The organism is Arthrobacter sp. UYEF21 (assembly GCF_040546085.1).
In the GTDB taxonomy this organism is placed as follows: domain Bacteria; phylum Actinomycetota; class Actinomycetes; order Actinomycetales; family Micrococcaceae; genus Arthrobacter.
Genome location: NZ_JBEPNF010000023.1, coordinates 1 through 26,136, shown reverse-complemented (window position 1 = coordinate 26,136; position 26,136 = coordinate 1). Strand labels below are relative to the sequence as shown.

Annotated in this window: 23 protein-coding genes and 2 pseudogenes; 14 read left to right on the top strand and 11 right to left on the bottom strand. The window is 63.3% G+C overall.

The annotated features are described in order from the left end of the window. Positions 1-140 precede the first annotated feature (140 nt). Genes ABIB27_RS17890 through ABIB27_RS17880 form a run of 3 tightly spaced genes read left to right on the top strand, consistent with a single transcriptional unit; the run spans position 141 to position 3,189 of the window. On the top strand, positions 141-668 hold the full coding sequence (locus tag ABIB27_RS17890; RefSeq protein WP_354254520.1) for a DUF4158 domain-containing protein: 528 nt from the start codon (positions 141-143) through the stop codon (positions 666-668). 18 nt (positions 669-686) lie between these two features. Further along, positions 687-1,172, top strand: a complete 486-nt coding sequence (locus tag ABIB27_RS17885) for a hypothetical protein (protein WP_354254518.1) — start codon at positions 687-689, stop codon at positions 1,170-1,172. Continuing rightward, on the top strand, positions 1,138-3,189 hold the full coding sequence (locus ABIB27_RS17880) for a Tn3 family transposase (RefSeq protein ID WP_354217799.1): 2,052 nt from the start codon (positions 1,138-1,140) through the stop codon (positions 3,187-3,189). The genes ABIB27_RS17885 and ABIB27_RS17880 overlap by 35 nt, the downstream gene beginning before the upstream one ends. A gap of 35 nt (positions 3,190-3,224) precedes the next feature. Here the strand turns inward: ABIB27_RS17880 and ABIB27_RS17875 are convergent, their stop codons facing one another. Continuing rightward, positions 3,225-3,443, bottom strand: coding sequence for a DUF4158 domain-containing protein (locus tag ABIB27_RS17875; RefSeq protein WP_354217800.1), 219 nt, complete (start codon positions 3,441-3,443; stop codon positions 3,225-3,227). A gap of 409 nt (positions 3,444-3,852) precedes the next feature. Between ABIB27_RS17875 and ABIB27_RS17870 the strand changes: the two genes are divergently transcribed. The 3 genes and pseudogenes from ABIB27_RS17870 to ABIB27_RS17860 all read left to right on the top strand — a co-directional run bounded on the left by ABIB27_RS17870 (position 3,853) and on the right by ABIB27_RS17860 (position 5,967). Further along, positions 3,853-4,365, top strand: coding sequence for a hypothetical protein (locus tag ABIB27_RS17870; protein ID WP_354254516.1), 513 nt, complete (start codon positions 3,853-3,855; stop codon positions 4,363-4,365). A gap of 48 nt (positions 4,366-4,413) precedes the next feature. Then, positions 4,414-5,331, top strand: a pseudogene (gene lgt, locus ABIB27_RS17865) (prolipoprotein diacylglyceryl transferase). A 249-nt stretch (positions 5,332-5,580) separates the two neighbouring features. Then, positions 5,581-5,967 (top strand): DsrE family protein, encoded by a 387-nt coding sequence (locus ABIB27_RS17860; RefSeq protein WP_354217802.1) that lies wholly within the window; start codon positions 5,581-5,583, stop codon positions 5,965-5,967. A gap of 384 nt (positions 5,968-6,351) precedes the next feature. Here ABIB27_RS17860 and ABIB27_RS17855 read toward each other — a convergent pair whose 3' ends face one another. Both ABIB27_RS17855 and ABIB27_RS17850 read right to left on the bottom strand, forming a co-directional pair. Further along, the gene (locus ABIB27_RS17855) at positions 6,352-6,528 is read right to left on the bottom strand and encodes a CsbD family protein (RefSeq protein ID WP_234754158.1); all 177 of its coding nucleotides are present in this window, start codon (positions 6,526-6,528) and stop codon (positions 6,352-6,354) included. Between the two features lie 588 nt (positions 6,529-7,116). Beyond that, positions 7,117-7,485 (bottom strand): hypothetical protein, encoded by a 369-nt coding sequence (locus ABIB27_RS17850; protein ID WP_354217803.1) that lies wholly within the window; start codon positions 7,483-7,485, stop codon positions 7,117-7,119. A gap of 299 nt (positions 7,486-7,784) precedes the next feature. On the opposite strand from ABIB27_RS17850, the gene ABIB27_RS17845 reads away from it, so the two are divergent. After that, positions 7,785-8,315, top strand: coding sequence for a hypothetical protein (locus tag ABIB27_RS17845; RefSeq protein WP_354254515.1), 531 nt, complete (start codon positions 7,785-7,787; stop codon positions 8,313-8,315). Continuing rightward, positions 8,312-8,524, top strand: coding sequence for a hypothetical protein (locus tag ABIB27_RS17840; RefSeq protein ID WP_354217805.1), 213 nt, complete (start codon positions 8,312-8,314; stop codon positions 8,522-8,524). Before ABIB27_RS17845 ends, ABIB27_RS17840 begins: the two co-directional genes overlap by 4 nt. Before the next feature lie 885 nt (positions 8,525-9,409). Here the strand turns inward: ABIB27_RS17840 and ABIB27_RS17835 are convergent. Then, the gene (locus ABIB27_RS17835; RefSeq protein WP_354217806.1) at positions 9,410-9,874 is read right to left on the bottom strand and encodes a pyridoxamine 5'-phosphate oxidase family protein; all 465 of its coding nucleotides are present in this window, start codon (positions 9,872-9,874) and stop codon (positions 9,410-9,412) included. Between the two features lie 224 nt (positions 9,875-10,098). Beyond that, positions 10,099-11,877, bottom strand: coding sequence for a molybdopterin-dependent oxidoreductase (locus tag ABIB27_RS17830; protein ID WP_354254513.1), 1,779 nt, complete (start codon positions 11,875-11,877; stop codon positions 10,099-10,101). Positions 11,878-12,672: 795 nt separating this feature from the next. On the opposite strand from ABIB27_RS17830, the gene ABIB27_RS17825 reads away from it, so the two are divergent. Both ABIB27_RS17825 and ABIB27_RS17820 read left to right on the top strand, forming a co-directional pair. Beyond that, a complete protein-coding gene (locus tag ABIB27_RS17825) occupies positions 12,673-13,707 on the top strand; it encodes an AAA family ATPase (RefSeq protein WP_354217808.1) in 1,035 nt (344 codons plus the stop codon). Between the two features lie 26 nt (positions 13,708-13,733). Continuing rightward, positions 13,734-13,919, top strand: a complete 186-nt coding sequence (locus ABIB27_RS17820) for a hypothetical protein (RefSeq protein WP_354254511.1) — start codon at positions 13,734-13,736, stop codon at positions 13,917-13,919. Here ABIB27_RS17820 and ABIB27_RS17815 read toward each other — a convergent pair. Beyond that, a complete protein-coding gene (locus ABIB27_RS17815) occupies positions 13,916-14,191 on the bottom strand; it encodes a hypothetical protein (protein ID WP_354217810.1) in 276 nt (91 codons plus the stop codon). The genes ABIB27_RS17820 and ABIB27_RS17815 overlap by 4 nt on opposite strands. 604 nt (positions 14,192-14,795) lie before the next feature. Between ABIB27_RS17815 and ABIB27_RS17810 the strand changes: the two genes are divergently transcribed. The 3 genes from ABIB27_RS17810 (at position 14,796) to ABIB27_RS17800 (ending at position 21,687) form a co-directional block, all read left to right on the top strand. After that, complete coding sequence (locus ABIB27_RS17810; RefSeq protein ID WP_354217811.1) at positions 14,796-16,583, top strand: phospholipase C; 1,788 nt, start codon at positions 14,796-14,798, stop codon at positions 16,581-16,583. Positions 16,584-18,175: 1,592 nt separating this feature from the next. Continuing rightward, positions 18,176-20,386, top strand: coding sequence for a glycosyltransferase (locus ABIB27_RS17805; RefSeq protein ID WP_354217812.1), 2,211 nt, complete (start codon positions 18,176-18,178; stop codon positions 20,384-20,386). After that, on the top strand, positions 20,383-21,687 hold the full coding sequence (locus ABIB27_RS17800; RefSeq protein WP_354217813.1) for a glycosyltransferase: 1,305 nt from the start codon (positions 20,383-20,385) through the stop codon (positions 21,685-21,687). Before ABIB27_RS17805 ends, ABIB27_RS17800 begins: the two co-directional genes overlap by 4 nt. Positions 21,688-22,600: 913 nt before the next feature. On the opposite strand, the gene ABIB27_RS17795 is transcribed toward ABIB27_RS17800, so the two are convergent. The 4 genes and pseudogenes from ABIB27_RS17795 to ABIB27_RS17780 form a co-directional block, all read right to left on the bottom strand. Beyond that, complete coding sequence (locus tag ABIB27_RS17795) at positions 22,601-22,843, bottom strand: hypothetical protein (RefSeq protein ID WP_354254509.1); 243 nt, start codon at positions 22,841-22,843, stop codon at positions 22,601-22,603. Then, complete coding sequence (locus tag ABIB27_RS17790) at positions 22,840-23,046, bottom strand: hypothetical protein (RefSeq protein ID WP_354217815.1); 207 nt, start codon at positions 23,044-23,046, stop codon at positions 22,840-22,842. Before ABIB27_RS17790 ends, ABIB27_RS17795 begins: the two co-directional genes overlap by 4 nt. Positions 23,047-23,089: 43 nt before the next feature. Continuing rightward, positions 23,090-23,422, bottom strand: coding sequence for a hypothetical protein (locus ABIB27_RS17785; protein WP_354217819.1), 333 nt, complete (start codon positions 23,420-23,422; stop codon positions 23,090-23,092). Positions 23,423-23,425: 3 nt separating this feature from the next. Then, positions 23,426-23,710 (bottom strand): annotated as a pseudogene (locus ABIB27_RS17780) (hypothetical protein); the annotation flags it as partial. 12 nt (positions 23,711-23,722) lie between these two features. On the opposite strand from ABIB27_RS17780, the gene ABIB27_RS17775 reads away from it, so the two are divergent. Further along, complete coding sequence (locus tag ABIB27_RS17775) at positions 23,723-25,324, top strand: AMP-binding protein (protein ID WP_354217816.1); 1,602 nt, start codon at positions 23,723-23,725, stop codon at positions 25,322-25,324. A gap of 147 nt (positions 25,325-25,471) precedes the next feature. On the opposite strand, the gene ABIB27_RS17770 is transcribed toward ABIB27_RS17775, so the two are convergent. Next, on the bottom strand, positions 25,472-26,002 hold the full coding sequence (locus ABIB27_RS17770) for an IS630 family transposase (protein WP_354254528.1): 531 nt from the start codon (positions 26,000-26,002) through the stop codon (positions 25,472-25,474). Positions 26,003-26,136 lie beyond the last annotated feature (134 nt).

Sequence of the window (26,136 nt, the reverse complement as noted above, 5' to 3'; positions counted from 1 at the left end):
CAGGTCAAGCTCGGGCAGCCGCCGGGACGGAGGGCTTGAGGACCCCAATGCTCGAAAAGTCACGCTAGAAGCCTGTCCCTAGTCAAGTGGTAACGATGGGTGCCTCGGTTCGTTGAGCCTGTATGGCTAAACATAAATATTTGACTGCGGCCGAGGAGGCCTCGTACGGGCGATTCGAGGCGCAGGCCCCGGCGCAGGCGGTGTTGGAGCGGTTTTTCTTCCTGGACGACGCCGATCTGGACCTCGTGGCGAAACGGCGCGGTGATCGGAACCGGCTCGGGTTCAGTCTCCAGCTGGTGACTGTCCGACACTTGGGCACGTTTCTGGAGGACCCCCTCGACGTGCCGAACACGGTGGTGGATTATGTGGCCGGACAAGTGGCGGTGGCGGATCCGTCGTGCGTGAAGGGGTACCTGGAGCGGCGGCCGACGCGGTTTGAGCATCAGGCGGAGATCGCCGAAGTATACGGTTATGTCTCCTACGCCTCGGCGGAGGCGGAGTTGATCGGTTGGCTGGACGGGCAGGCGTGGACGACCGGTGATCAACCGAAGCCGCTGTTCTACGCGGCGGTGGGATGGTTACGCGCACGGAAGGTGCTGCTGCCGGGGGTCACGACGTTACGGGACGAGGTGGCCAGCGTCCGCAAGAAGGCGGAAACCAGGCTGTAGGCGGCCCTGGCGGGGGCGGTGACCGGCGAGCAGGCCCTTGAGCTGGAGAAACTGCTGCAGGTGCCCGAGCGGAGCCGATGGTCGCAGTTGGAGATGTGGCGCAAGGCGGGGAAGAACACGACCGGGCGCGGCATGGTCAAGGCGCTGAACCGGGTATCGGAGATCGCCGGGCTGCACCTGGGCGAGGTCGACGTGTCCGGGGTGCCCAAACGGCGGTTGATCGCACTGGCGAAGGAAGGCCGGAACGAAACGGCGACCAAGCTTGACCGGTTGCCGTACGAGAAGAAGATCGCCACGCTGCTGGCCACGGTGCGGTGGCTGGAGGTGTCCGCCACCGACGACGCCCTGGAACTGTTCGACGTATTCATGTCCAACGAGCTGATCGGGCGGGCAAACAAGGCCGCGGAGAAGGCCACAATCAAGCGGGCGCCGGTGGTCGCCCGGGCACGCCCGGGTCCTGAAGTCGGTGGTGGAACTTCTGCTCGAGGCCGAGGGGGCGAGTGAGACCATGCCGTTGGGCATGGTGTGGGAAATGATCGAGCACCAGGTGGGCTCCCGGGCGCAGATCGCCGCGGCCGTAGAGGGAATCCGGGAGATCATCCCGCCGCCGCAGGCCGAACCGGAAGGGCAGTGGCGGGAGGCGGTCGTGGAGCGGTACGCCACCGTACGCGGCTTCGCCAGGATGCTGTGCGAGGTAGTCGGGTTCTCGGCGACCGCCGACGCACACAAGATCCTTGCGGCGATGCAGGACCTGGCGCATCTGCTGGACCTGAGGGAGAGCGTGAAGGTGCCCAAAGGGTACCTCGATGCCCGCAAGGTCGACCTGTCAGTGGTGCCGAAGGGCTGGTGGCAGAAGCTCGTGTTCCCCGCCGGCAGGCCCGGGGAAACGGTGGACCGCAACGCCTACGTGTTCTGCGTTCTGGAGCAGTTCCACACCGCGCTCAAGCACCGCGACATCTTCGCGTCCACCTCCGACCGCTGGTCAGATCCCCGGGCCCGGCTACTGTCGGGCCCGGCGTGGGAGAACGCGAAGGGCCCGGCGCTGGGCGCGTTGCTGCTGCCGGAGCAGCCCGACTCTCTGCTCGCCGAGCATGCCGGGACCTTGGATGCGGCATGGCGGACGGTGTCCGGCGCGATGACCGCCGGCGGGGACATCACCGTGGACGCCGACGGCCGGATGCACCTCGGCAAGGACGACGCCCTGGAGGAGCCGCCCGGCCTGAAAGACCTGCGTACCCGTGTGGCGGGCATGATCCCGCGCGTGGACCTGTCCGAGCTGGTGCTCGAGGTGATGGGCTGGCACCCGGACTTCGCCGCGTCCTTCACCTCGGCAGCCGGCGTGTCCTCCCGGCTGACCGACCTGCACGTCTCGGTCGCCGCGCTGCTGACCGCGCACGCGCTCAACATCGGGTTCGGGCCGGTGATCGCCGACGCTACGGCGCTGACCCGCGACCGGCTCTCCCACGTCGACCAGCACTACCTCGGCTCGGACTCCTACGCCGCAGCCAACGCGGTGCTCATCGATGCCCAGGGAGCCAGCGACCTGGCGCAGGCATGGGGTGGCGGGCTGGTCGCCGCCGTCGACGGGATGCGGTTCGTCGTTCCGGTCCGCTCCGTCGACGCCCGCCCAAACCCGAAGTACTTCCACCGGAAGAAGGGCGTGACCTGGCTGAACATGATCTCCGATCAGTCCGTCGGGCTGGCGGCCAAGGTGGTGTCGGGCACGCCGAAGGACACCCTTCACTTCGTGGACCTGCTCTACAACCCCGACGGCAGCCAGCGGCCCGAGATGCTGATCACCGACCAGGGTTCCTATTCCGACATCGTGTTCGGACTGGTCACCTTGCTGGGGTTCGACTACCGGCCGGTCCTCGCGGACCTGCCCGACGCCAAGCTGTGGCGGATCAACCGGTCCGCCGACTACGGCCGGCTCGACAGGACCGCCCGGGGAAAGATCGACGCGGAGAAGGTCCGCCGGCACTGGCCGGACATCTGTCGGATTGCCGCTTCGATCCACACCCGCGAGGTCTCGGCCCACGATGTGATCCGCATCCTGCAACGCGACGGCCGTCCGACCGATCTGGGCGAGGCGGTGGCGCACTACGGACGGATCTTCAAAACCCTGCACGTCCTCACCTTCGTCGATGACCCGGGCTACCGCCGGGAGATGAAAGCGATGCGCAACCTCCAGGAGGGCCGCCACGCCCTGGCCAGGCACATCTTCCACGGCCGCGAGGGCAAGCTCCACCAGGCGTACCGTGATGGGCAGGAGGACCAACTCGGCGCCCTGGGCCTCGTCTTGAATTGTGTGACGTTGTGGAACACGGTCTACCTCGACCATGCCCTGACCGCGCTGCGGGAACAGGGCCACCCGGTGCTCGATGCCGATGTCGTCCGCCTATCGGCGTACGTGCGCCGGCACATCAACGTCCACGGTCACTACTCCTTCCAACTTCCGGACCTCGCCGGCGGCCGGCGCACTCTGCGCGATCCCGACCACCGCGACAGCAACGAGGAGTGAGAAGAGCCTGAGAGGCAACGGAACGAAACCGGGCATTAAGGGGTGTCGGGCACCGAAACCTGCAAGGCAACATAGTCCAAAGCACCTGCAGGAAGCTCAGCCGGCCCGGATGGAAACCTCGCATGCTGCTGGAAAAACTTCAGGAGTACCGCGAACCCGGCTCGGGTCACCCCGGACTTTCTCGACAACAGGAATGCATCTTCTTCAACCAGCGTCCACGCATCAAGGAGCTCGCTGCTCAGCTCGAAACCCATAGCCAAACTCAACCACACCTAGATTGCCCTGGGGACACGCTCAGGAGCACTGGGCCTACATAGGAGAGCTTGCGTGTTGCCGCCGTTCCGCGCTTGGCTCGGTGATGCCGCGGAACGATCGGGTGGGTAGATGTGCGGCCATGCTGATGGAGGTTACCGTACCTTTAGTCCGAAGTGTCAAGAGAGTTGAATGACCAATAAGTGTTTACCCCCAGCATCAGCGCGGTACCTCCGTCGTGGTGCGGTGGCCGCGGCCGTGACTTCGGCCGCGTTGGCTGGCTGCAGCGCGCAGTCCATGCCACCGGGTTAAACGTCGGCTGCTTCCACGACGGCCGGGTCCTTGGCCGCGGCGCGGGTGCCGTATCAGCTGCATATGGACTTCTTCTCCCGTGAATCGAAAATTGGTGCGGTGATCGATTCCCAGGTGTTCCAGAGTTCCCCCGGAGCCCCGGCCGGGTCCGGCCCCCAGGGCATTACTCATGCTGCCGGAACGGCGCCGGCCGCCAAGTCCGCTGACCCCGGGAGCGCTTTGCTGGCAGCGGACGGCACCGCGCTGAACATCACCCTGGGCCAATGGGAGAAAGCTTCCGGAGCGGTGTCGTTCAGCTGCACCGCCGGCGGCGAAGTTGCCGCCAGTGACCTGACGGGCCTGATTCCCAACGGCTCCTACGGCACCTTCGTGGTCCACCTGGATGTCCAGGGCGCAGGCCGCTTCACCCCCTGGGGTGACAGCCAGGGCACCACCAATAACTTCACCGCCGACGCCGCCGGGACAGCGACGATAACAAACACGGTCCCGGGCTGTCTGAGTAACCGCGAAGCTGCGGTCATCATCTGGCACGGCGACGGAAAGCCAAACGGGCCCACCCCCGGAACGCTGGGTGTGACGTGGCACAACAGCCTCATCACCCCGCTGCTTTAAGGCGGGACACACCTGGTGTCCTTCCGCGCCCCTGCCCGGCCTGTAGCCATGGTCCCGACCGAGTCCTTCATTCCTTCCCCGACCGTCAGCGCGTTCCAGCTGGGCCCGTTCACGATCCACTTCTATGCCCTGTGCATCATGGCCGGCATCGTGTTGGCCATCTGGCTGGGATCCAGACGCTGGCAGGCGCGCGGAGGCTTGCCCGGTCAAGTCCTGGACGTCTGCCGGTGGGCCGTCCCGGCCGGGATCATCGGCGTCCGCATTTACCATGTCATCACCGACCCGGAACTGTACTTCCTGCCCGGGAAGAACCCCTGGAATGCGTTCGCGATCTGGGACGGCGGGCTGGGGATCTGGGGTGCCATCGCCCTGGGCTGTGTGGGCGCGTGGATCGGCTGCCGGAGGGCCGGGGTCTCCTTCGTTGGCTTCGTGGACTCCGTAGCACCCGGCGTTCTCTTCGCCCAGGGACTGGGCCGGTGGGGTAACTGGTTCAACAACGAACTCTACGGCGACCCGACGACCCTGCCGTGGAAACTGCAGATCCACCCCATGGACCCCCAGACGGGGGCGGCCCTCACGGACGCCTCCGGTGCGCCCGCCGTCCTGGGCTATTTTCAGCCGATGTACCTCTATGAATCCCTGTGATGCCTGGCAGTGGGGCTGCTGATCCTGTATCTGGACCCAAGGTTCCGCCTCGGCGCCGGCAGCGTTTTCGCCCTTTACGTCGCCTCCTACACCGCGGGGCGGTTCGCCTTCGAGCTCATGCGCTCGGATTATGCAAATCTGATCCTGGGACTGCGGGTGAACACCTGGGTCGCCGGGATTGTCTCCCTCGCCGGCGCCGTCGGATTCATCCGAAGGTTCCGCCGCGGACGCTCGGTCGCCATACCCGCCGCCGATGCTGCCCAGCCATCGCCTTCCCCGGACCAGCGAGCCACGTCGAAGGAACACACCGATGTTCACTAGAAACGGTTCCTGGGGGAGGACTCCTGCTTTGGTAGCCGCCGCACCCTTTGCCCTACCCCCGCCCTCCATGCTGGGACGTTGAGGTCGGTGGGCACAGCTGCCACCAGATACGTCAGGACCGTGGCGGCTGCTGCAGCAAGCCACCTGTGTGCCTGCCACCGGGCCAGGGCCGCATAGCATGTCATGGAATATTCACCGCAGGTTTTGCCCGTTCCGAGGGCTGGCTCTGCCGATGTTGAAGGAGTTGTTATGACGGACACCGATTTTTCGAACGGTACCCCGGATGCCGATGCCTCGAGGGGTCTTCTGGTCCACTGCGCAGGACCGGCCGAGAGCGCCGGGCTCGCCGGAGCCCTGCGCAGTGCGGCCAACGCGGTGGCAGCACTCGCTCCGGGTGTCCCTATTGAGGTCGTGGTCCAGGGCCCGGGCGTGGGTCTGTTGGCCAGAGGTTCAACGCTGGGGGAGTCCATCAGCGAAGCCCTCGGCCAAGGCATCCGGGTTCTTGCCTGCGGGAACAGCCTGCGTTCGGTCGAACTGGCCCCGGGGCAGCTTCTTCCCGGGGTCGGTTCTGTGTCGGCGGCCATTGCCCACATAGCGACGCGGCAGTGGGAAAGCTGGGCCTACATCCGTCTGTGATGCCCGGGCCCGTCAGGCGGACGCGTCCTTTGACGAGACAGTTGGAAGGCTATATATGACGCGCCTCGGATATGCCCGCGTGCGCTCGGCGGAGCAGGACACCGCGCGGCAGATCCGGGGACCTGGAGCCCGTCGGATGCGAACGCATCTACCGCGACCACGGCGCCAGCAAGATCAAACCCGGCAAATACAGGCCTGGACCCAGGCCGGGGGAGGCACGAACCTTGGTGGTTGGCGAACGCCGGGGTCGCTGCCTTGGTTCCGGGAGCACCGCGGCCGCCGTGGCATGGGCGCGTGAAAGGCGCTGCGCAGATGTTTTAGCCGACAGTCGTTTGCGCGGTGGCGGTGTGAACCGTCCGCCGCACTGTTGTCCGGCTGTTTGTGTTAGTGCTTCTTGAAGGCGTCTTTGACTTTCTCGCCGGCCTGCTTGAGGTCGGCTTTGACCTGATGGCCTTTGCCCTCGGCCTTGAGCCGGTCGTTGCCGGTGGCGTCGCCGGCGGCTTCTTTGCCCTTACCGTGGAGCTTCTCGGCAGCGTTGTGGATCTTATCTCCCAAACCCATCGCGGTCCTCCTTATTTGGACGCTCCCGCGACGTGAATGCCGCAGAAGCCGACAACTAATTGTAGGGATGAAACCGACACGAATGGGTGCCATAGACAACCCGAGTATCCGGTTGTCCAGGGCCTCACCGGGGGTCGTTGCCGCCCGGAGGATCCGGGCCGAGATTGCCGGAGGGGGGATTCGCTGCCGTCTTGAGGGCAATAGGCGATCAGGGTGTGCAGATCGACCCCGAAGGTGGCCATGAGGGGCCAGAGCACGATCGCGACCAGGCCTTCGAGGATGTTGCCGGGAATGTTCCATGCCACAAAGTAGCCGTGGGTGGCGGCGACGACTACTCCGATGGCCAAATACACACATCCGATCAGGCCAATTCCGCGCCTGCCTGTTGGACGTCTGCGAATCCGCGCCTCATCGCTTATCTTCCTACGCGGGTGTAAACAAATTATAGGTGCGCCCGACGCATTCGGGGAGACCAGCCGGGAGCGTCCGTTTAATGAACCTTCGCATTTGAGCCCGGTTGGGGCCGGTCTGAGACCGGCGCCGCGGCGTAGGCCGTTCCCCGCCCGGCGTGGTGAGGCGGAAAAGAGGTCAGGGCCGCTTCGAATTGGTATCGAGCAAGCAACCAAAACCCAAAAGAGACCCTGACATGAATAGCCCTATGTGAGGTGTAAAGAAGAGAACGCCGGTCACCACGTAGTTAAGCGTCTTTCCGTTTGCCGTGAGCGTTATTTTGAGGTTTGGAGAGGTGCTGATGATGGTCCCGTCAGGTTTCACTATGTTCTTTGCGCTGCCCGTGACCACTTCAGTGACGTCGAAGCCGCCGTTTGTGGGACCGCAGTGGACAGTGAACGTTCCGGCGACGGGGACGGGGGGACCGGAAGGCGCGGCGTTGGCCGTCGGACCAATTCCGAGGATCAGCCCGGAAATCAGGGCTGTGAGGACACGCAAGCGCTTCATGATGATCTCCTTGCATCGACTTGCAGAAGGCGCACCATCAGAATTGACGGAGGAGACCGCTCGCCGTAAGAAGTTCGGGATTGCCCCTGACTGCAGCGTAGGTTTTATGGCCGCTCAACGACGCCGGGTCCAAGGCCCCGCTCACGTGGGTGATTACTCCGCACCGGCCGCGGGCACTAGGGTCCGACGAGACTCACCTATAGTGCTCGCGAAACGGGGTGCATACCTCATTTGAGAAACGCTCGCGAAATTACGGGCCGCTACGGGCACGGCGGTGACGATGAGGGATGGACCTGTCGATGGCAACGCGCAGGGAAATCACGAAGAAGTACGCGACCGATTATGCGAAGTCGTCGAAGAACGCCAAGGGGTTGATTCTGGACGAGCTCGTGGCGGTTACCGGGTCGTCCAGGGCCGACGCCCGCCGGGCCCTGTCTATGGCCCGGAAGCGTAGAGGCCCGGCGAAATCGGTCGTACTTAAGCCGCGGGGGCGGACCTATGGCTATGAGACCGTAAAGGTCCTGATCAGTGTGTGGCGGCTCGCGGGGATGCCCTCGGGGAAGTATCTGGCCGCGACCATGCGCATCTGGTTGCCCAAGCTTCAGGCCTTCGGGGAACTCGACGCGAAGAGGCTGACCCCGGCGGTCAGGGGGCAACTGCTGAAGATCTCCGGTGCCACGATCGACCGGCTCCTCAAACCCACCAAGGACGCGGACAGACCAACGGGCTCTCTGCGACCAAGGCCGGCCCGCTGCGCCGGAACTCCATCACGATCCGTGAGGCCGGCGACGAACACGAACAGGCCCCCGGGTTCATCGAAGCGGACATGATCGTTCACTGCGGCCCCACCCTGGCCGGGGAATTCATCAGGACACTGACCGCCACAAACGTGTTCACCGGCTGGACCGAGAACATCGCGGTCCGTAACGGGGCGCACAAATGGGTGCTGGAAGCGATGGATGAGGTCGTGGACCGACTGCCATTCCCCCTGGTCGGTCTGGACACCGACAACAGCGGCGAATTCATCAACCACGCCTGATCAACTGGGCCGCCGACAAAAACCTCTACTTCACGCCTTCCACTACCGCTACGACACGGCCGCCGCACTGGATCTATGACAACCGCGGACCCCGTACCAACGCGTCATCAATTCCAAAATCCTGACCGAAGCCAAAGCCGCTGAACTCGCGGACCTCATGGCAATCACCAACCCGGCCGACCTCACCCGAGGCAGCACCACCATCCAGACCCAGCTGATCGCCGTCGCCGCCGCGAAAACACGGGCCCTAAAAACATCATCCACGCGAGCATAAATAACTGAAGCACGCACAACACTTTCGCGAGCATCGTGACATGAGTCGCTACGACCCTCATGGAACCACTGACCATCGTGAACTTCGTGCTCTCGCGGACAGCGCTTGGAGCTTCGATCATGGCCTACCGCGCCAACTCCAAGGTCCGCAACGACGAAGGAAGCTGACCGGGGTCAGGGCGGGTCTGCCACGCGGCAGGCCCGTCCCTACCGCGCCGGACCGTCCTGGAGACCGTCGGCAGTGTACTTCTGGGTGCGCCTGATCGTGTCCGTCATGGCCCGTACGGACTCCGGGTCGTCTTGCCAGCGGCATCGTCCCGTGTGCAGGCATGGAACGAGGTCACCCCTGACTCTTTAGCCGCCTGACGCAGCTCGGCCCACGCCCACTGCCACCGTACCAAGCCGGTCCAACAAATCTCAGCCCAGATGCATGCTCGCGGGGCTCGCACCCGTTTTGGGCGTCCGCTGGCGCGGCCGGCTGTTGGATGGTGCGGGTCCGTCGCAGAGCTCCTGCCCGTCATCACCTGTTTGTCTACGACGATGCTCCTACAGTCGTCAAATCAGGCGTCGCGGGCTCGCATACGTGGGCTGAAGCTGGTAGTTGTTCTGGCCTCAGGGCCAGTCAGCAGAGAAATCCTGTGGAGGCCACCATCGGGATCGTGGGTGAACCGCGAATCTGCGTCCGCTGACCTCTGTAGGCCTGATCTGCACGAGATGCTCTTTGAGGCCAGGCTCCCATGGTTCACGGTCAGGGCCCGCCTCTTCCAGGCTGGTCGGGTCACCGTTGAACGGGGCTGGTATTCCTTTGACTACAACGCTCCAGACCTCGGTGCCATAGGGGTTAAGGCCGTCAGTTTCCAAGGCCACCGCAACGCCGGTAAGGAGTGCCCGCAGCTTCGTTCCCGGCGCGGTGCGGAAAACCAACATTTGCCCTAGGGTCAGGAAGTTCACTGGGAAGATTTCGGGGCTGGTGCCATTGATCACTGCCAGCCTCCCGATGTAGGAGGACTGAAGATATTCCCAACAATCGGCCAATGCAAGGGTTTCCGTTTGAGGTCCTGGCTGGAAAGTGCTCATGAGGCTGATCCTAAACCTTCATGTGGTGCGGTCAGCGCTGGGCACCGGCGAAGGATCGGCGTCTTCGGGTGCCCTTCCATTGAAGTGAAGCTTGCCTTCGCCGGGGGTCGGCGGGGCGCCTTTATGGCCTGCGCCGTGTAGACGATCCGCCGCGACCATAACCATCGCGCGCCCGATCAGCCCCGGCCCCTTGGCGACGGAATGGACGAAGGGTTTCGCTTCCGTCATATGGATTGTCGGTAGCCGAAGAACTCGTGGTCGTTGTTGTAACCGCCCAGCCCGCCCCCGATGTCGGCAAAGCTTTCGACGAACTCGATCGCCTGGATCCACTTCACCATTTTGAATCCGAGTTCGACTTCGTTGCGGAGGCGCAGTGGTGCACCGTGGCCGAAGGACACGGGTGCGCCGTTCATGTCGTAGGCGAGCATCGTCAGGTGGTAGCTCATCTGCCCGATCGCGTGGGCGTCATAGTAGAGACCGCCCTCCGGGCCGCTGGCGAACGAGTAGAAGATCACCCATTTCGCTTCGGGTTTCGGGCGGACGGTGTCCAGGATGGTCTGCATGGAGACGCCGCCCCATTTGGCCACGCCGGACCAGCCTTGGATGCAGAAATGCTGCGTGATCTGCTCATGATTAGGAAGTGCTCGAAGTTGCTTGAGGGACAATTCGACTGGGTTCTCGACGAGGCCGCCGACAGCGAGCTTGTAATCGACGAAGCCGTTCGCCTGGAGTTGCTTGTAGTTCGCGCTGTCGGGGTAGTTGCCGTTGTGCCAGAAATAGGGCGAGATGTCCTTCTCTGTGTACTCGCCGGGCGTCGAGTCGACGTGCTCGAACAGCCGCTGTGCGGGTCCGACGAGTGCGAACCCCACGCGTTGCACGACCCTCGGATGGCGATACGTGAACGGGGTCGCGGCGACCCACGCGATGATGATCACGACCATCGAGGCTGCGAAGATCCAGAACCCGGTCCAGGATGAGGTGTTCTGCGACGCGTACATGTGGTTGAGATTTCGCAGGGCGCCGGTGGTGAACACAAGAGTGACATGGATGACGATGAAGAGGAGGAACCAGCACAGCACGAGAAAGTGCAGGGACCGGGCGACCTGGATGCTGAAGAGTCGGCTCACCCAACGGAACCGGGTGGACAGTGCCGGGGACATGCCCAGCCCGGTGAGGAGCGCTACAGGCGGGGCGATGAACACCGTGATGAAGTATGCGAGCAGTTGCAGGCTGTTGTAGTTGTTCCACCCGCTCTCGGTCGGCCACTGCAGCGAGAGGTACTGGATCGCGACCGAAACGGCGTTTGGAAAAACATCCCACCGCAGCGGAACCAGCCGCATCCATTGGCCGGTGGTGAACAGCAGGATGTAGAAGACAAGACCGTTCGCCAGCCACAGCGTGTCGATGCCCAGATGCCACCAGCGGGCCAGACCGATCGAGTGCCGCCGACCCGGCAGGCCGACACCGTCCGGGAGCGTGATGGAGTCCTGTTTCGCGGTGTAGAGCGGGGTTGTGGGCACTGGTTTCTGCACCCGGAACCAGTCCTTGCCCGGCGTCGCGTGCCGAGTCCAGTAGAGCCGCGGATGGTCCGCGATGATCGTTACTCCGGACCGGATGATGAAGATCATAAAGAACATGTTGAGGAAGTGCTGCCAGCCGACCCACGCGGGGAATCCAACCGGAGCATCCCCCGGCGGCTGTGACTCGCCGGGATAACGCTGCATGAATGCCTGCACGGTAGGCAGTTCACGGATGCCCTGGGCGACTGCCACACCGACGATCAGCATCAGCAGCCCGATCGGGATCAGCCAGAGAAGGTTGAACCATTTGTTCTGTCCGATTCTGATCCTTGGCGCCACCCCGTATTGCGGCTGGACCCCTCCAGCCCAATGCTCGTCAACTGCCGAATACCGGGCGGCGTCGAGCTCGCTGCGCAAACGCATCCGTGCCTCCGCCCCGAAATCGGCGGCGGGAGGCGGCGGTTCATTCAAAGATTCACCCATACGCCTAACCTAGCCCTCACGAGAACAAGCGGCGCATCGCTCCATGTCCCCGCAGTCGCAGCAAGCCGGGAACGGATTGGCGGCATTCATGGTCTACCGGGATGCCACAGACGCGCCAGGGCACCAGCGCTCCGGGAGTCCGCGGGAGCGGCTGCGCCGCGAGTTCGCCGGCCTCGGCCACGCCGTCGACCGGCTGCTGGAACTGTGCCCCGAGCATCCGTACGACGACGTCGTCGCACAGGTTGTCATGCCGGGCTGGCAGAGGGGCGGACCGTTCTCGTGGGGGACGCCTGCGGGGCCGTGTCGCTCCTCGCGGGTCAGGTATGGGACAGCTTCACATACATACAGCGGGGTTACTCCGTCCTCTGTGAACGAGTGCATCCCGACCGCTCCCGCCTGTGTCCAACAGCCACGCGACCTAGGAATCCTTCAACAAGCCTGGTCACCGCGGGCTGTGCCCGAAAGAATTCCCGGCCTTCCCGGTATGTACACGGTCCGCTATATTCGATTCCCGATGAGAGCAGTTATGCGGGCCAGTGTGTCGGTTGACCTGCCCTTCCTGCATACAGCGTTTCATTCAATTGAACCAGGGAAAAGCCCGATGAATTAGCTCAACGTGTCGGCAGCGAGGCGTGGGCGTGCCTCGAAAGTTGGACTGAAAAATTTAGTTCTGGAATTTCGGGGGAGCAGTTTCATGGATAAGAGAAGGTCGCTATCGCAGGAACGACCAAAAGGGAGTTGATACTGGTGAGGCCAACCCCACCCCGGTCGGGAATCGAGTACTACAGTGGAGACATGGCTGCCAGCCGCAATCCGCTCGAAGACCTGCGCGAAACCATCGGCCATCTGGCCGATCAGCTCAAGCTGCCCGGTTCGGGGCGCGTCGACGACCTGGTCGGCGATCTCATCGGTGCGAGGCCCGGGCCGGCCCGGCCGCTGTCAGAGGTGCAGGCCGAACTCGACGCGCTGGTCGGACTGGAGACCGTGAAGGAACAGGTGCGGGCCCTCGTCGCACTGCTCCAGGTCCAGGCCCGCCGTAAGACGCACGGTCTGCCGGAGGTGGCCACATCACAGCATCTGGTGTTCCTCGGAAACCCGGGCACGGGCAAGACCACCGTGGCGCGGCTCCTGGCCGAGATGTACCGCGCGGTCGGTCTGCTGCAGAAAGGCCACCTGGTCGAGGTCGACCGTTCGGGCCTGGTGGGGCAGTACGTCGGCGCGACGGCCATCAAGACGGACCGGGTGATCCGGCGTGCGCTGGACGGCGTCCTGTTCATCGACGAGGCCTACGCGCTGGCCCCGGAGGACGGCCGGATGGACTTCGGCCCCGAGGCGATCGAGGTCCTGCTCAAGCGGATGGAGGACCACCGCCACCGTCTGGTTGTGATCGTGGCCGGGTACCCGCGGCTGATGGAGTCCTTTCTGCTCTCGAACCCCGGACTGCGCTCCCGGTTCGCCCGCGAGATCACGTTCCCTGACTACTCCGTCGACGCACTCCAGACGATCTTCCACCAGATGCTGGCCCAGCACGATTACACGCTGGAGCCGGGTGCGGACCAGATGCTGCGCCGCATCTTCACCGGGCTCCACGCGGGCGAGGACTCCGGCAACGCACGGTTCGCCCGCACGCTGTTCGAGCAGGCGCTCAACCGCCAGGCGCTGCGGCTGTCGCTCGACGAGGAACAAAGTCTCGACGCGCTCGATCGTGAGGCCGTCATGACGCTCACCGCGGACGACATCGTCGAGGCCGCGCTGGCCTTGGGCGAGGAGCCGGAGCCGGAACCGACGCCGAAACCGGAGCAGTCACGCTGGTGGCGCTGGCTGGTCTGACCGGATCTGCGGCGGCTGTCAGACGAATGCTGCGTTCGCTGCGGCTGGTCTGCAAGGTCCGGCGGAAGAAGCGCTACAACTCTTACCAGGGCGAGCAGGGCATCGTTGCGCCGAACCTGCTTAACCGGCAGTTTGATGCGACCTCGGACTTCACGGCCGGGCGGGGGATCCGGGCCCATCTCTTCCTGAATCCTGGGCTCCGCGCGTCCTAGACCAGCATCGGCTCCTCGCAGTGCCAGCAGGAGGTGAGGCTTCCCCCGACAAAAGTGTCCATTTCAGCCCGGATGGGGTGGGCGCCAACGGCTGATTCCGGGGAGGAAGAGCGGTCGTTCATCTCTGCAATCGACTGCTCGAACGCTTCGGCCTTTTTGCGTTCAGCGTCAGCGGCCGCAGCTTCCCGTTCCGCCGCGGCCTTCTGGACAGTCGCTTGGTCACTCGGTGATCCACGGTTCCAGGACGGACCGCGGCGGAGCAGGGCCTCCACAAATGCGCCGAGCTTCCCGGCGGCCCCTGATCGAGCCCCAGGTTAGCAGTCCACCTGCTTGCCGATCGCGGCTTCTACGGCTTCCGGCTCTGGGGCCAGGCCGCCGGCACGGGCGCGGACCTGATCTGGCGCATGACGACGTCGAAGCGGCAGCGATGCCGGCACGGCCCAGAACGGCAAACGTACAGCCCGCGGCCACAACCGCGAGCGGCTTGCGGCCGCGAACGGACCTTGACAACTTACGCAGGACGGAGGCGCTGGCTACATGCTCGTTGGTGGATCTACTGACTGTTTTTGGAGTTTTTGTCATCCCAGCGAACCTACGGGCCCCAGCTTAAATCCAGGTAACACTCTTGGTTATTCCAGGCAACCATTTGTCACCCAATCCACAATTCGTCTTGATGCCCATGGTAGAGAGTTCAAGCCCATGACGCATACGCAGCCGCATCGATGATGGCGTGATTCTGAGCTGCGGTCGCTGACGTCCCGGCATCGTCACCTGAGGTTCACCAAGCCGTCGCCCGTGGTTAATTACCGGTTAGTAACCATTGGAGGGCGCTTATATAGCACCCGAAATCCTCACCCGCGAAAGACTGGATTACTCATGCCTCACCTTCAGGCAAAACGCAGGTTCGCCCGCAAAGCCGCCGCCGCCGCAGGCGCGGCGGCCCTGGTCGCCTCGGCCCTGACATCGGGGCTGCTCGGCCTCGGCACCGAATCGGCGACCGCCGCCGAACATTCCTTAGAAACGGCAACACCGATCAAGCATGTGGTAGTGATCTTCCAGGAGAACGTCTCCTTCGACCACTACTTCGCCACCTACCCCAAGGCGGCCAACACGCCTGGGGAAACCCAGCAGGGCTCCGGCACCCCGGCGGCGGCCTTCACCGCCGGCAAGGACACGCCCAAGGACATCAACACCCTCGCCGGCGCCAAGCTCCTGGCACCGAACAACCCCAACTCGGTCCAGCCTGCCCGGTTGTCCCCGATGCAGGCCGTCACTTGCGATCAGGACCACGGATACAAGGCTGAGCAGAACGCCTACAACGGTGGGGCGGTGGACAAGTTCGTCCAGTTCACCAGCCGGGACGCCTGCGGCCCCAACCAGTACGGGCGTCCCGGGCTGACAATGGACTACTACGACGGCAACACCGTAACCGGGATCTGGAACTACGCCCAGAACTACGCGATGAGCGATAACCACTTCAGCACCGTCTTCGGGCCCTCCACCCCCGGCGCGCTGAACCTGATCTCCGGCCAGACCCACGGAGTGAAGGAATACAGCCCGGCCGGCCAGCCCGTCGCCACCCCGGCTACGGGAAGCAACACCGTCCGCCAACCGGACGCTAACGGGGTCGGCACCGTCATCAACGACCCGGACCCGGTCTACGACGACTGCTCGAACAACAGCCACACCAAAAAAGAGCCCGGCAACCTGGCTGGCATGACCGGTAAAAACATCGGTGACCTGCTCAACGCCCAAGGCACCTCCTGGGGCTGGTTCCAGGGCGGCTTCACGCCTACCACCGCCGCTACCGGCACCACCCCGGCGTCATGCCTGGCCAGCCACACGAACGCCGCCGGCGCCAAGGTCGTCGACTACTCCCCGCACCACCAGCCGTTCCAGTACTACGCCTCCACTGCCAACCCGCACCACCTGGCACCGGCGTCGGACGCAGAAATCGGCCACAACGGCCGGGCCAACCACCAGTACGACCTCACAGCGTTCAACAAGGTCCTCAACACTGACGACATGCCCGCGGTGTCCTTCCTGAAGGCGGGAATGTCCCAGGACGGCCACGCCGCCTACTCCGACCCGATCGACGAGCAAAAGTTCATCACCAACACCGTGAACCAGATCCAGAACTCCAAGAACTGGGAAAATACCGCCGTCGTGCTCGCCTACGACGACTCGGACGGCTGGTACGACCACGTCGCCGCACAGGTGAAGAACTCCTCCAATACCGCCCAGAACGCCGACAAAAAAAACCCCTCCACCGTCGATGACGCAGCCTGGTGCCAGAACGCGGCCGCCAAGGGTGTCCCCATGGCCGGTGGCTACGCCGACCGCTGCGGCCCCGGCCCGCGCCAGCCGTTGGTCGTTATCTCGCCGTACGCGAAGAAGAACTTCGTGGACCACACCCAGACCGACCAGGCTTCCATCCTGCGCTTCATCGAAGATAACTGGCATACCGGCCAGATCGGTGACGCTTCCGCCGACGCCACCGCCGGCTCCGTGAATGCGATGTTCAACTTCCACCACCAGCGGGACGAGAAGGTCCTGCTGAACGAACAAACAGGCACCGTCGTCTCAACCACCCCGACCCGCGACGGCAACGAAGACAACAACTCCAAAGAGGACAACTCCCAAGACAAAGACTCCAAAGACTAAGTCCCCTCGCCGCTCTGCCCAGGGCTGTCCTAAGCAATAACAAAACAAGCGCTGCCCGGCACCCCCGCCGGGCAGCGCTTCTCTTGTTAGTCCTCACATCCGGCGGGCTATCCGGCCGTAGTGCCGTGAAGGGGAACGAACCGTTCCACAGGGGATCCTCCAAGGGTCACTGTTCTCTTCTATAGTTATATGCTCCCAATCACGTGCTTGGTTCATAATCGTGGTACGAGAAGGACAGGAATTCTCCCCGAAGACGCGCCCGACCCTCGTGTCGAGCAGGCTGAGCGCCTGAAACGCATGCCCATCCCGGTGATGAGACTGGTGTCCCAGCCCTCGCTGGAGGACACGGATACCGTCGGTCCTGGGATATGGTCAGGACGCTCAGCGGATACAGTGAAATGACAGCGGGCGTCAGCTATACACTCTGGCGAACCCGATTGACCGCTTAGACCCAATAAATCTCACCGACGTCAACCAGCAGGCGCGCAGGGCGATCGAGGATGTTCCGCCGTGGCCCCGACCCGCGCGGCTGGTCGAGCAGGTAAAGCGAATGCTATACCGCAACTGTGGGAGCCCGTGCGAACTACCTGGCACCGTGACCCATCCGAGCGTACTTCGGTCCGCAGAGTGCTGGTCGACCACGTCAACTACATCCTCATGAACCAGTACCGGCACGAGCTCGGACTAAGCGACAACCCCTGGGACCAACCCGCACCCGCAGTGACCGACCGGATGGTCAGCGGTCAGGTGAGTGTCTTCGTCAATGGAGTCGAAGTACCCGGTGCTGAGGTCGATACGGACCCGTTCGTATACGGCATCGGCGCGGAACTAGCAGGCGGTGGCGTCGTGACCGCCGTGCTTTCCAAGCGCCGAGCCCAAGCGCATTCAGGTCCAGTTCACGACTCGGGGGTAAGGCGGCACGTCAGGAGCACCCCTCCCTCTGCCCAGCCGCAACGGGAGACCAAGTCTCGCCGGCGGATCTTCGCCCAGAACCACTGGGCTCCGTCTCCACGAGTAGGGAGCCGGTGGTTCATTTGGCGGTAAATCCATGTGTAGGCGTCCGCCATGCGCGGCGTTGCCTGCGAAGGGTTGGGCACGATGCGCCCTGTGGCGCAGAGTTCGTCATAGGCCTCGACGGACTGCACGGTTTGAAGGAGCAGAACGGGCGCGTGGATGTCGTAGGCGATCCTCCCTGCTGGAATGGCGTGGGTGCTGGGTGAAGTGCGAATGGGAAAGTGCGTGTGCCCATCCTGTCTGCACCCTCTGACATGGTGGTTAGGAATTGCTTCCGAGTGCTGGTCCATTCCGAGCCAAAGAGGCTCGTGGGGTTTTTGCTGCAGCCGATCTTCGCTTTTGCGGACTGCGTAACGTGAGTCAGTTCAATCGCTTTGTTCTACGTCCAGACGCCCTGGTTGCCGGATCCAGCGGCCCCGCTGTAGAGCGCTGATTCAGTTATCCGCCAGAAGCACGCAGTTACCCTGTGGGAGAAAGTGTGGCCCTCCGTGTGGCTGATTTGACCTGTCGGTGATTAGGATCAGGGTTGTAGTCCACATACTGCGCTGGCGAGAGCTTATCCCTGAAGAGGTACACGCGTGAGGGTTCAGAACTGTCTTGACGCATTGAAGGATGCTGCTCGTCTCGTTGATGCCCTGCGACTGGCCGACGATCTGGCAGTCCAAGCGAGTCAAAACGGCGGTGTGCGAAACATCCGCATACTCCGCAGCGCCATCAGTTCCAAGGACCAGATTGTCGCGATTGCAGCAACTCATGCGCTGGCGCAAATGGTTGACGAGGAGGCCGACATTGTCCTTTCCGAACTCCTCTCCAGCGAACATGGTTTTATTCGCGAGCACGCGGCGTGGGCGCACAGGTCCCGCCTTCCTCGCCCAGAATCCATGGGACGGCTTGTTGGGCTCGTCGCTTCGGGCGGATTTGCGGGGATGTTGTCCCAGCGAACCCTTGAAGCGTGGGGTTTTTCCGCGCCAGAAATCGTCTCCGTCTCCCTGGAAAGCGCGCTCCTTGGCGTCACGGAAGTAGAGAGCCGCTATCGGTTGGTGGAGACACTTGGCTTAGTGCAACACTCCATCGCCACGACGTTGTTGCTGCGCCTGGCAGATGACAGTAGCGAGGATGTGCCCGTCCGCATTGCCGCCGTCGCGGCCCTGGGACAACGAAAGGGCCAGCCAAAAATAGTCGATCTGCTGACCATTTTGGTGGAGGGCGGAGGTCATCTCGCCGAGGTAGCCAAGCTCTCCTTGCTGGACCTCGATGTCCTTGAAGTTCCAGATATAGGCGAGGCCATTCCGCAACAAGAGTCAAACCTGACGGTCGCCCAGCTTTTTCTGCACGCCGACATCGACGCGCACCTAAGCCATTCCGGCAGTGGAGACAACGGCGGAATCGCCACCTTGTTGGTGCGTCTGGGTGACGCCCTCGTGGCCGGCCAGCAGCGCGATCCGGATGACTTCCGTGTGAGCGAGGGCCATTGCCTGCAGGTTGACCGTGTGCTCACCCTTTCAATGGGTGACACGCAAGCGGCATCACAGAGTATGACAGCACTGGGGAACACCGAGCACGGTCACCTCTACGGCCGTATCCCGTTGCTGCAGGACCCCAAACAATCAGCGAATGCCTGGCCGTTTTTGGTCGCTGCCCGTCGTGGCATCAGCCGCATACTCAGGGCCGCCGGAGGCGTTGACGTGATTCACCTTCGGATGGCGGATATAGGCAGCCTGGCTGCCTTCGACGTCGCCCGGACCCTCGATATCCCGGTGGTCTTCACGGTGGCACCGGATCCGCACTCAGTCATCAACTCCATGGATCATGCAGGAACCCTCAACCGGGAGAACTTCGGGACCACTGATGAAATTGAACATTTTTGGTTTCGTGCCCGACTCGTTCAACGACTCGCCGCCAATTCAGCCCATACCGTGTTTTTCCCCCGACCAAATCTTCGGCACGACATCATCGAGCTGATTGGAATTGATATCGGCAAGGAACCCCAGCGGCACACCATTGTCCCCGAAGGCATCGATCTGGGAGTGGTTGACCGTGCGGTTCTTGAAGCCCAGTCCTTGGTTTCCGGGCAACCAGCGAGTCCGGCATTGCTGGAACTTCGAGACCTCCTCAACGATCTTCCAGCCGAACGCCGCGGGCTGCCCTTGCTGACCAGTGTTGGCAGGTTGCACCGGGTCAAGGGGATGTCCACCATTGTTGAAGCGTGGGCAGGCTCTGATCTGCGTCACCGGACCAACCTTTTGATCATTGGTGGAAATCTCCAAAACCCGTCAGCGGACGAACGCGAACAGCTTCAGCTGATCAACGGAACAGTCAGTCCAGAGGAACAGCGCCAGGAGGGTTTGTTGATTGCCGGTCACCGCCCGAACGACACCGTGGCCCGATGGGTCGCCGCAACCCGCACTGGAATGCCTGGTTTCGCGGCTCCGAAAGGTGTGTACGTCTGCGGGAGCCTCAAGGAAGAATTTGGCATAGCGCTGTTGGAGGCCATGGCCTCAGGTTTGCTGGTGGTTGGGCCGGATGCCGGTGGTCCAGCGACGTATGTGGAACAGGGGCTAACCGGATTTCTCACAACAACCTGGGACACTGCGTTGCTGAGTGAGGCCATCAGTGTTGCACTGGCGTGCGCAGCCAATGAAGTCACAGATGCCCGGGCTGCCTACGCGCGCAGTGTCGTCCAAGATCGTTTCACGATCGAAGCGATGGCCCACACGCTGACCCGGGTGTATTCCGACGTGCACCACAACGATGTTGAACTGCGACGAGAATTGATTGCCAACCCATGACACTTTTGATCATCAGCCCCGACTACGCCTCTCACCTCTATCCTCTGGCTGCCTTGGGAACCAGCTGGTTGGCCGCTGGCGAGCGGGTTGTGGTCGCGACCGGACCCGCCACGGCATCCATCGTGGAATCCTTTGGGTTTGAACATGCCTCCCTACAACTTAGCCGTGGCTCAAACCCTGGGGTGATCCGCGCCGAAGAACAGCCTGAAGGTGAGGATGATGCACTTCGCGGTTTTTTCTCGGCCACGCGCAACGGCATGATTGGGACTCTTTCCTTCCAGGCGGAGGCCCGCATGAACGACCTGATGTGGGAGCCTGTCAAGACGGCCAGGGCAGTGCAGTCGATCATCGAGGACATTGAACCGCAGACAATCATTGTCGATCATTTGGCTTTCAGCGCGCGTCTGGCCATGGTTGCCGCAGGGATCCATCATATCGACGTCGTCCTGGGCCATCCCACGGCATTGCCATTGCCCTTGGCAGCGGAGGTCTACGGGTATCCTCCGGCGTGGCCGGCTTCATTCTCTCCGGGTGAGACCGAACTGGAAGAGCTGAAGAACTTATGTGTGCAGGTCAGTGAATCGTTTACCGCTGAGTGGAACCTGGCGTTGGCCCAGCTGGCTCCCACGCTCCCGCCCTCACCCGACGCCTTCGCCGAGCACGGGGACCTGCTCGTTTTTAACTATCCTGCAGAGTTGGTGCCAACGCAACGGATGGGTCTCCTTCCGCAACACATATTCCTGGGCTCCTCCGTGCGTGCCGAGCCCACCGTCCCGCACGTCGCAGAGTGGATTGCCTCCACCAATGAGCCTTTTGTCTATGTGAGCTTTGGCAGCTTTCTTTCGGTGCGCTCCGACGTCCTCACCAAGGTCGTCACGGCACTGCGGGAATCCGGGATCCGAGCTGCCGTGGCTTACGGTTCAGCGGATTTTACGGCGCTCGGTGAAATTCCGGAGCATTGGCTGGTGGGTGAATTCCTGCCGCAGGTGACTTTACTGGAATCTGCCGCCGCCGGCGTAACCCACGGGGGCAACAACAGTGTCACTGAGTCCATGACGTTCGGCGTGCCGTTGGTGGTTCTACCCTTCTCCACGGACCAGTTCGCCGGCGCCGCGGCCCTTGAATCCACCGGCTTCGGAGCAGCCCTTGCACCGAATACTGCCACCGTGGAAGACATCAAAAGTGCTCTTGGAACCATGCTGGACCTTCCAGAGGACAAACGTGCGGCGCTGCATGAACTTGGGCGGACCCTGCGTCAAGGAGACGGGCCTACCCGGATTCGGACTGCAAGGAATGCATAGTTTGTGGCCGCTGCCTAGGCTCGCTGCGGGGTTCGCACCGCAGCGAACCCGTGCTCTCGCATCTGTTGCTCGCAGGCACCAATCGCGCCAATGAGCGTGACGGCCGCCGTCGTTTGCAGTTCCTGGCACAACACGCCGGCGTCCTGTCATGGGCGGAGGGGCTCCCTTCCAGTCCAGGCTGCCATCATACGAGTCTGTTTTCGACCCGAATGTCGTGAGAATATCCATGACCTTGGTTCAATCGGTAGTCGGTATCGAAAGTGATTCGTTTTCCCTGATTCTTTTGGACAGGCGCTGGCCTGAGGTCGGCGGCGCGGAAGTGGAGGAGTGGTATGTTCTAAATCCGCGGTTGAGCACGTCCTTGAGTTGGCCATGGGCGATTGGCTCCGGATGTGATCGTTCCAGACGGGAAGGGAAAGGAGGGTGGCCAACTGCGGGGAGTCAGGTCCTGATACTTCGTAACGCGTTGTCATCTCTTCGCTGGCTTTCTTGCTCCCTTTGGCTGCCGTCCCCTGGTCTCATCGCAGATGGCATTCGATCATGTAGCTTCCTGCGCTTTGGCCGATGAAATGTTTGGGAGAGGATGACCGAAATGAGGAAATTTCAATGTAGGCCTATGCCGCCGACTAAGACGGCCAGACACTACGGTGCCGCGACGTTGCCGCGGTCCCTGAACGGGCCGCAGTCGTTGGAGGGGTATGGAATACGGCAAAAGGACGTGTGGACAATGTCCACACTTTTAGCCTCGGATCGGGTCGTGCTAGGACCGTGCTGATTTAGGCGGTTCTGTGACGTCCGGGATTTCGGGAGGGCCATTTTTTGTGCCGGAGCCGGATGTCGGTTGGGGGCGCTGCGGGCTGAAATCCTGGTCCGTGGCCTGTCTTGGGCGCTTCGCGGGGTTTCTGGCCGTCGTTCAGGCCGGTCGGAGCCTATCGTGGGGGTGGATCAGCATTTTCCGCCCGTTCTTCGCCGTCGTGCACCGGCCCATCAGCGGGCAGCCTCCGCAGGCACTGCCGAAACTTGCCCGTCCTTTCGCGCTGACCGGGCGGGTGATCTTCGCCGGGCACGTCACGGTGTTCGCGGCATCGTCGATGGTGAAGTCTTCAACGGTGAACCCGTCGGGGACGGCACGGCCCAGCGGCATCGGTTTGATCACCGGGGTGTGCCCGGCGGCCTGAGCGCGGCCAGCAGGTCACCGCTGCCGTAGGCGGAATGGCCCAGCACCTGGACCTGTACGGTTCCGATGCTGGTGTCGGCGGCAATGAGTTCGGCACCGCGGGCCGCGTCGCTGTTCTGCGGGCCGGCCGCCGTCGATCTTCTTTTGCCGGCTCTTATGCGCGTGCCGGGTATCCGGGTCAACGGTGGAGATCACCCGGTCCGGGGCGACCTTGCGGGCGATCCTCTACCGACCGTCCGTGCCGTCGGAGCCTTCGGCCGGCTCGACGTCCTGCCCTGCGACCAAGGCCAGCAGGGCAGGTGTTTCCTGCTGCGCCTCATCGAGATATTCGGCATCGATACTGCCCAGCAGGGTCAGGGCGTCGGTAACCAGCGCCGACACGAGATCATCCCGGGCACCCCTGTCATCCCGGGCACCCCTGTCATCCCAGGCGATGTCCGGTTTTCCCGGTTTGGAGTAATCATGGCCCCTCAGACCCGTCACCACCAGGTCCGCGCCGGGGATTTCCCGGCCGACCCGGCGGATCTGCGCGATCAGCTGGGTGACCGTGTTCTTCACAACAAGGTTCCAGCCGCGCACTTTGGCGTTGACGATCAGGTCGGCGTTTTCGATCGGGGTGACAGACGTGACGGTCTCAACGGTGACGAGCGCGCGGACGGCACTAAAGGTTTTTATGCCGCTGCCTGAATTGTTTCCCCGGCAGCAGACTAAGGGTGCCGGAAAGAATCCGGGTGAGACTGCCCATGAGGGGTAGTGGCGGCGGTCAAATCTCGGGAATCCTGTCCCAACCCGCGCCGCGGCACTAGAGTGGCACCAACCACCGCCGAGCCGGCGGACGCCGATCAAAGGAGATTTTGCGTGTTCTCGAGCCCGTTCCCCTCTGTTGATATTCCCGACGTCAGCCTCTACGGGTACCTCTTCGGCGGTTTGAAGGAGGACGACCTGGACCGGGTCGCCGTCGTCGACGGCAGCAGCGGCGCGGAAACGAGCTACCGCGAGCTGCGCGACCGGATCAACGCCCTCGCCGGCTCCGTCGCCGCCCAAGGACTGGGCATCCACGGCGTGGCCGCCATCCTCTGCCCGAACATCCCGGGGTTCACCGTAGTGTTTCACGGCCTGCTCCGGGCGGGCGCCACCGTCACGCCCGTCAATTCGCTGTATACGGCCGACGAGATCGAAAAGCAGCTCACCGACGCCTCAGCCAGCTGGCTGTTCACGATCTCCGCCATGCTGCCCGCCGCCCGCGAGGCGGCCGGCCGGGCCGGGATCCCGGCGGACCGGCTGGTGGTGCTCGACGGCGCCGAGGGTCACCCCTCGCTGCAGGACCTGCTCACCAGCGGCGCGCCTGCCCCGGATATCAGCTTCGACCCCGCCACCCACGTCGCCGTGCTGCCGTACTCCTCGGGGACCACCGGACGGCCCAAGGGCGTGCGGCTCAGCCACCGGAACCTCGTCGCGAACGTGGCACAGTCGCGCGGACTGCTCAAGGTCCGGCCCGACGACCGTATCCTGGCGCTGCTGCCGTTCTTCCACATCTACGGACTGACCGTGCTGCTGAACCTAGCCCTTCGGGAGCGCGCCCGCCTGGTCACCATCCCGAAGTTCGAGCTCGCAGAGTTCCTGCGGATGGTCCAGGACCACAAGTGCAGCTACCTCTTCATCGCTCCCCCGGTGGCCGTGGCGCTGTCCAAGCACCCGCTGGTGGCGGACTATGACCTCAGCTCCGTGCACACCGCGCTGTCCGGAGCGGCTCCGCTGGACGGGGAACTGGGGGCGCGGCTGGCCGAGCGGCTGGGCTGCCGGGTCCTCCAGGGCTACGGCATGACGGAGATGAGCCCCGTCTCCCACCTGATCCCGGTCGATGCCACCGAGGTGCCGGTCAGCTCGGTGGGCTACACCGTGCCCAACATGGAATGCCGGCTGGTCGACCCTGCCACGGGGGAGGAGATCGAGGTCCCCGCCGAGGGAACCAGCGCCCCGGGCCATCTGCTTTGCCGCGGGCCCAATGTGATGCTCGGTTACCTGAACCGGCCCGAGGAGACGGCGGACACCCTCGATGCGGACGGCTTCCTGCACACCGGTGACATCGCGACGGTGCGGGCTGACGGTGTGGTGTCGATCGTGGACCGGCTCAAGGAGCTGATCAAGTACAAGGGCCACCAGATCGCACCGGCCGAGCTCGAGGCGCTGCTGCTCACACACCCTGGCATCGCCGACGCGGCCGTGATCGGAACCACCGACGCCGACGGCCAAGAGGTGCCGATGGCCTTCGTGGTCCGGCAGCCGGGCGCGGACGGCGAGCAGTTGGACGAGGCAGCCGTGGAAGAATTCGTGGCCGCGAGGGTGGCGCCGTTCAAGAAGATCCGGCGGGTCAGGTTCATCGACGCCGTGCCGAAGTCCTCCTCGGGCAAGATCCTCCGCCGGATGCTGAGGACAGCGGAGCCGGCACCGCAGCCCTAGACGCATGGTCCGGGAGTATGTCACCGATCCTGAAAAGCTGCCCGCTTCCAGTTCTTCCGGTGCTGCATTGCGTTGGTCCGGGCCGTAGCGAGCTTCACGACGGGTAGTTTTAGACTGCAGAGTCGCTTCACGTGGCCCGCTGCCCTTCTAGTCGCGGCCGGGGCGACGCGTTGGCGTCTGGGTAGAATTCGCCAACTGGTGTTCCGTGTTAATGGCTTGTTTGCGTTTCATCTTGCCCAGGAGATAATCCGCTGATTTGGTCCAGGTGAATGGTTTGGCGTCCTGGTTGTAGTTCTCGATGTAGCGTTCCATGGTTTCTTCCAGCTCTTTCACCGAGCTGAAGGTCCCGGGTTTGCGGCACTGGCGGGTGATGATCCCGAAGAAGATCTCCACCATGTTCAGCCAGGAACAGCTGGTCGGGGTGAAAAGCAGGCGCATGCGCGGGTTGTCGGCCAGCCAGTCCTTCACGTTCTGGTGCTTATGCGTCGCATAGTTGTCGCAGATGACATGCAGCTCGATTCCGGGGTGGGCGTCGGCGACCCGGCCCAGAAAATCGACGAACTCGATGTTGGTGTGCTTGGGATAGAAGGCGTTCGCGCTGAGTTTGCCCGTGAGGACCTCAAGGGCGGCGAACAAGGTGGTGGTGCCGTTGCGCTTGTAGTCATGGGTCTGCTGCAGCGGGTGCGTCGGGGACAGCGGTTGGTCAGGGCCGGTGCGGGAGCTCGCGGAGGATGCCGTAGAGACTCAGGCTGCCCCAGGCGCTTTTGGGCGTGTCAGGCGCAGTGTGGTGATGAATAAGTGGGCGGCGGTGA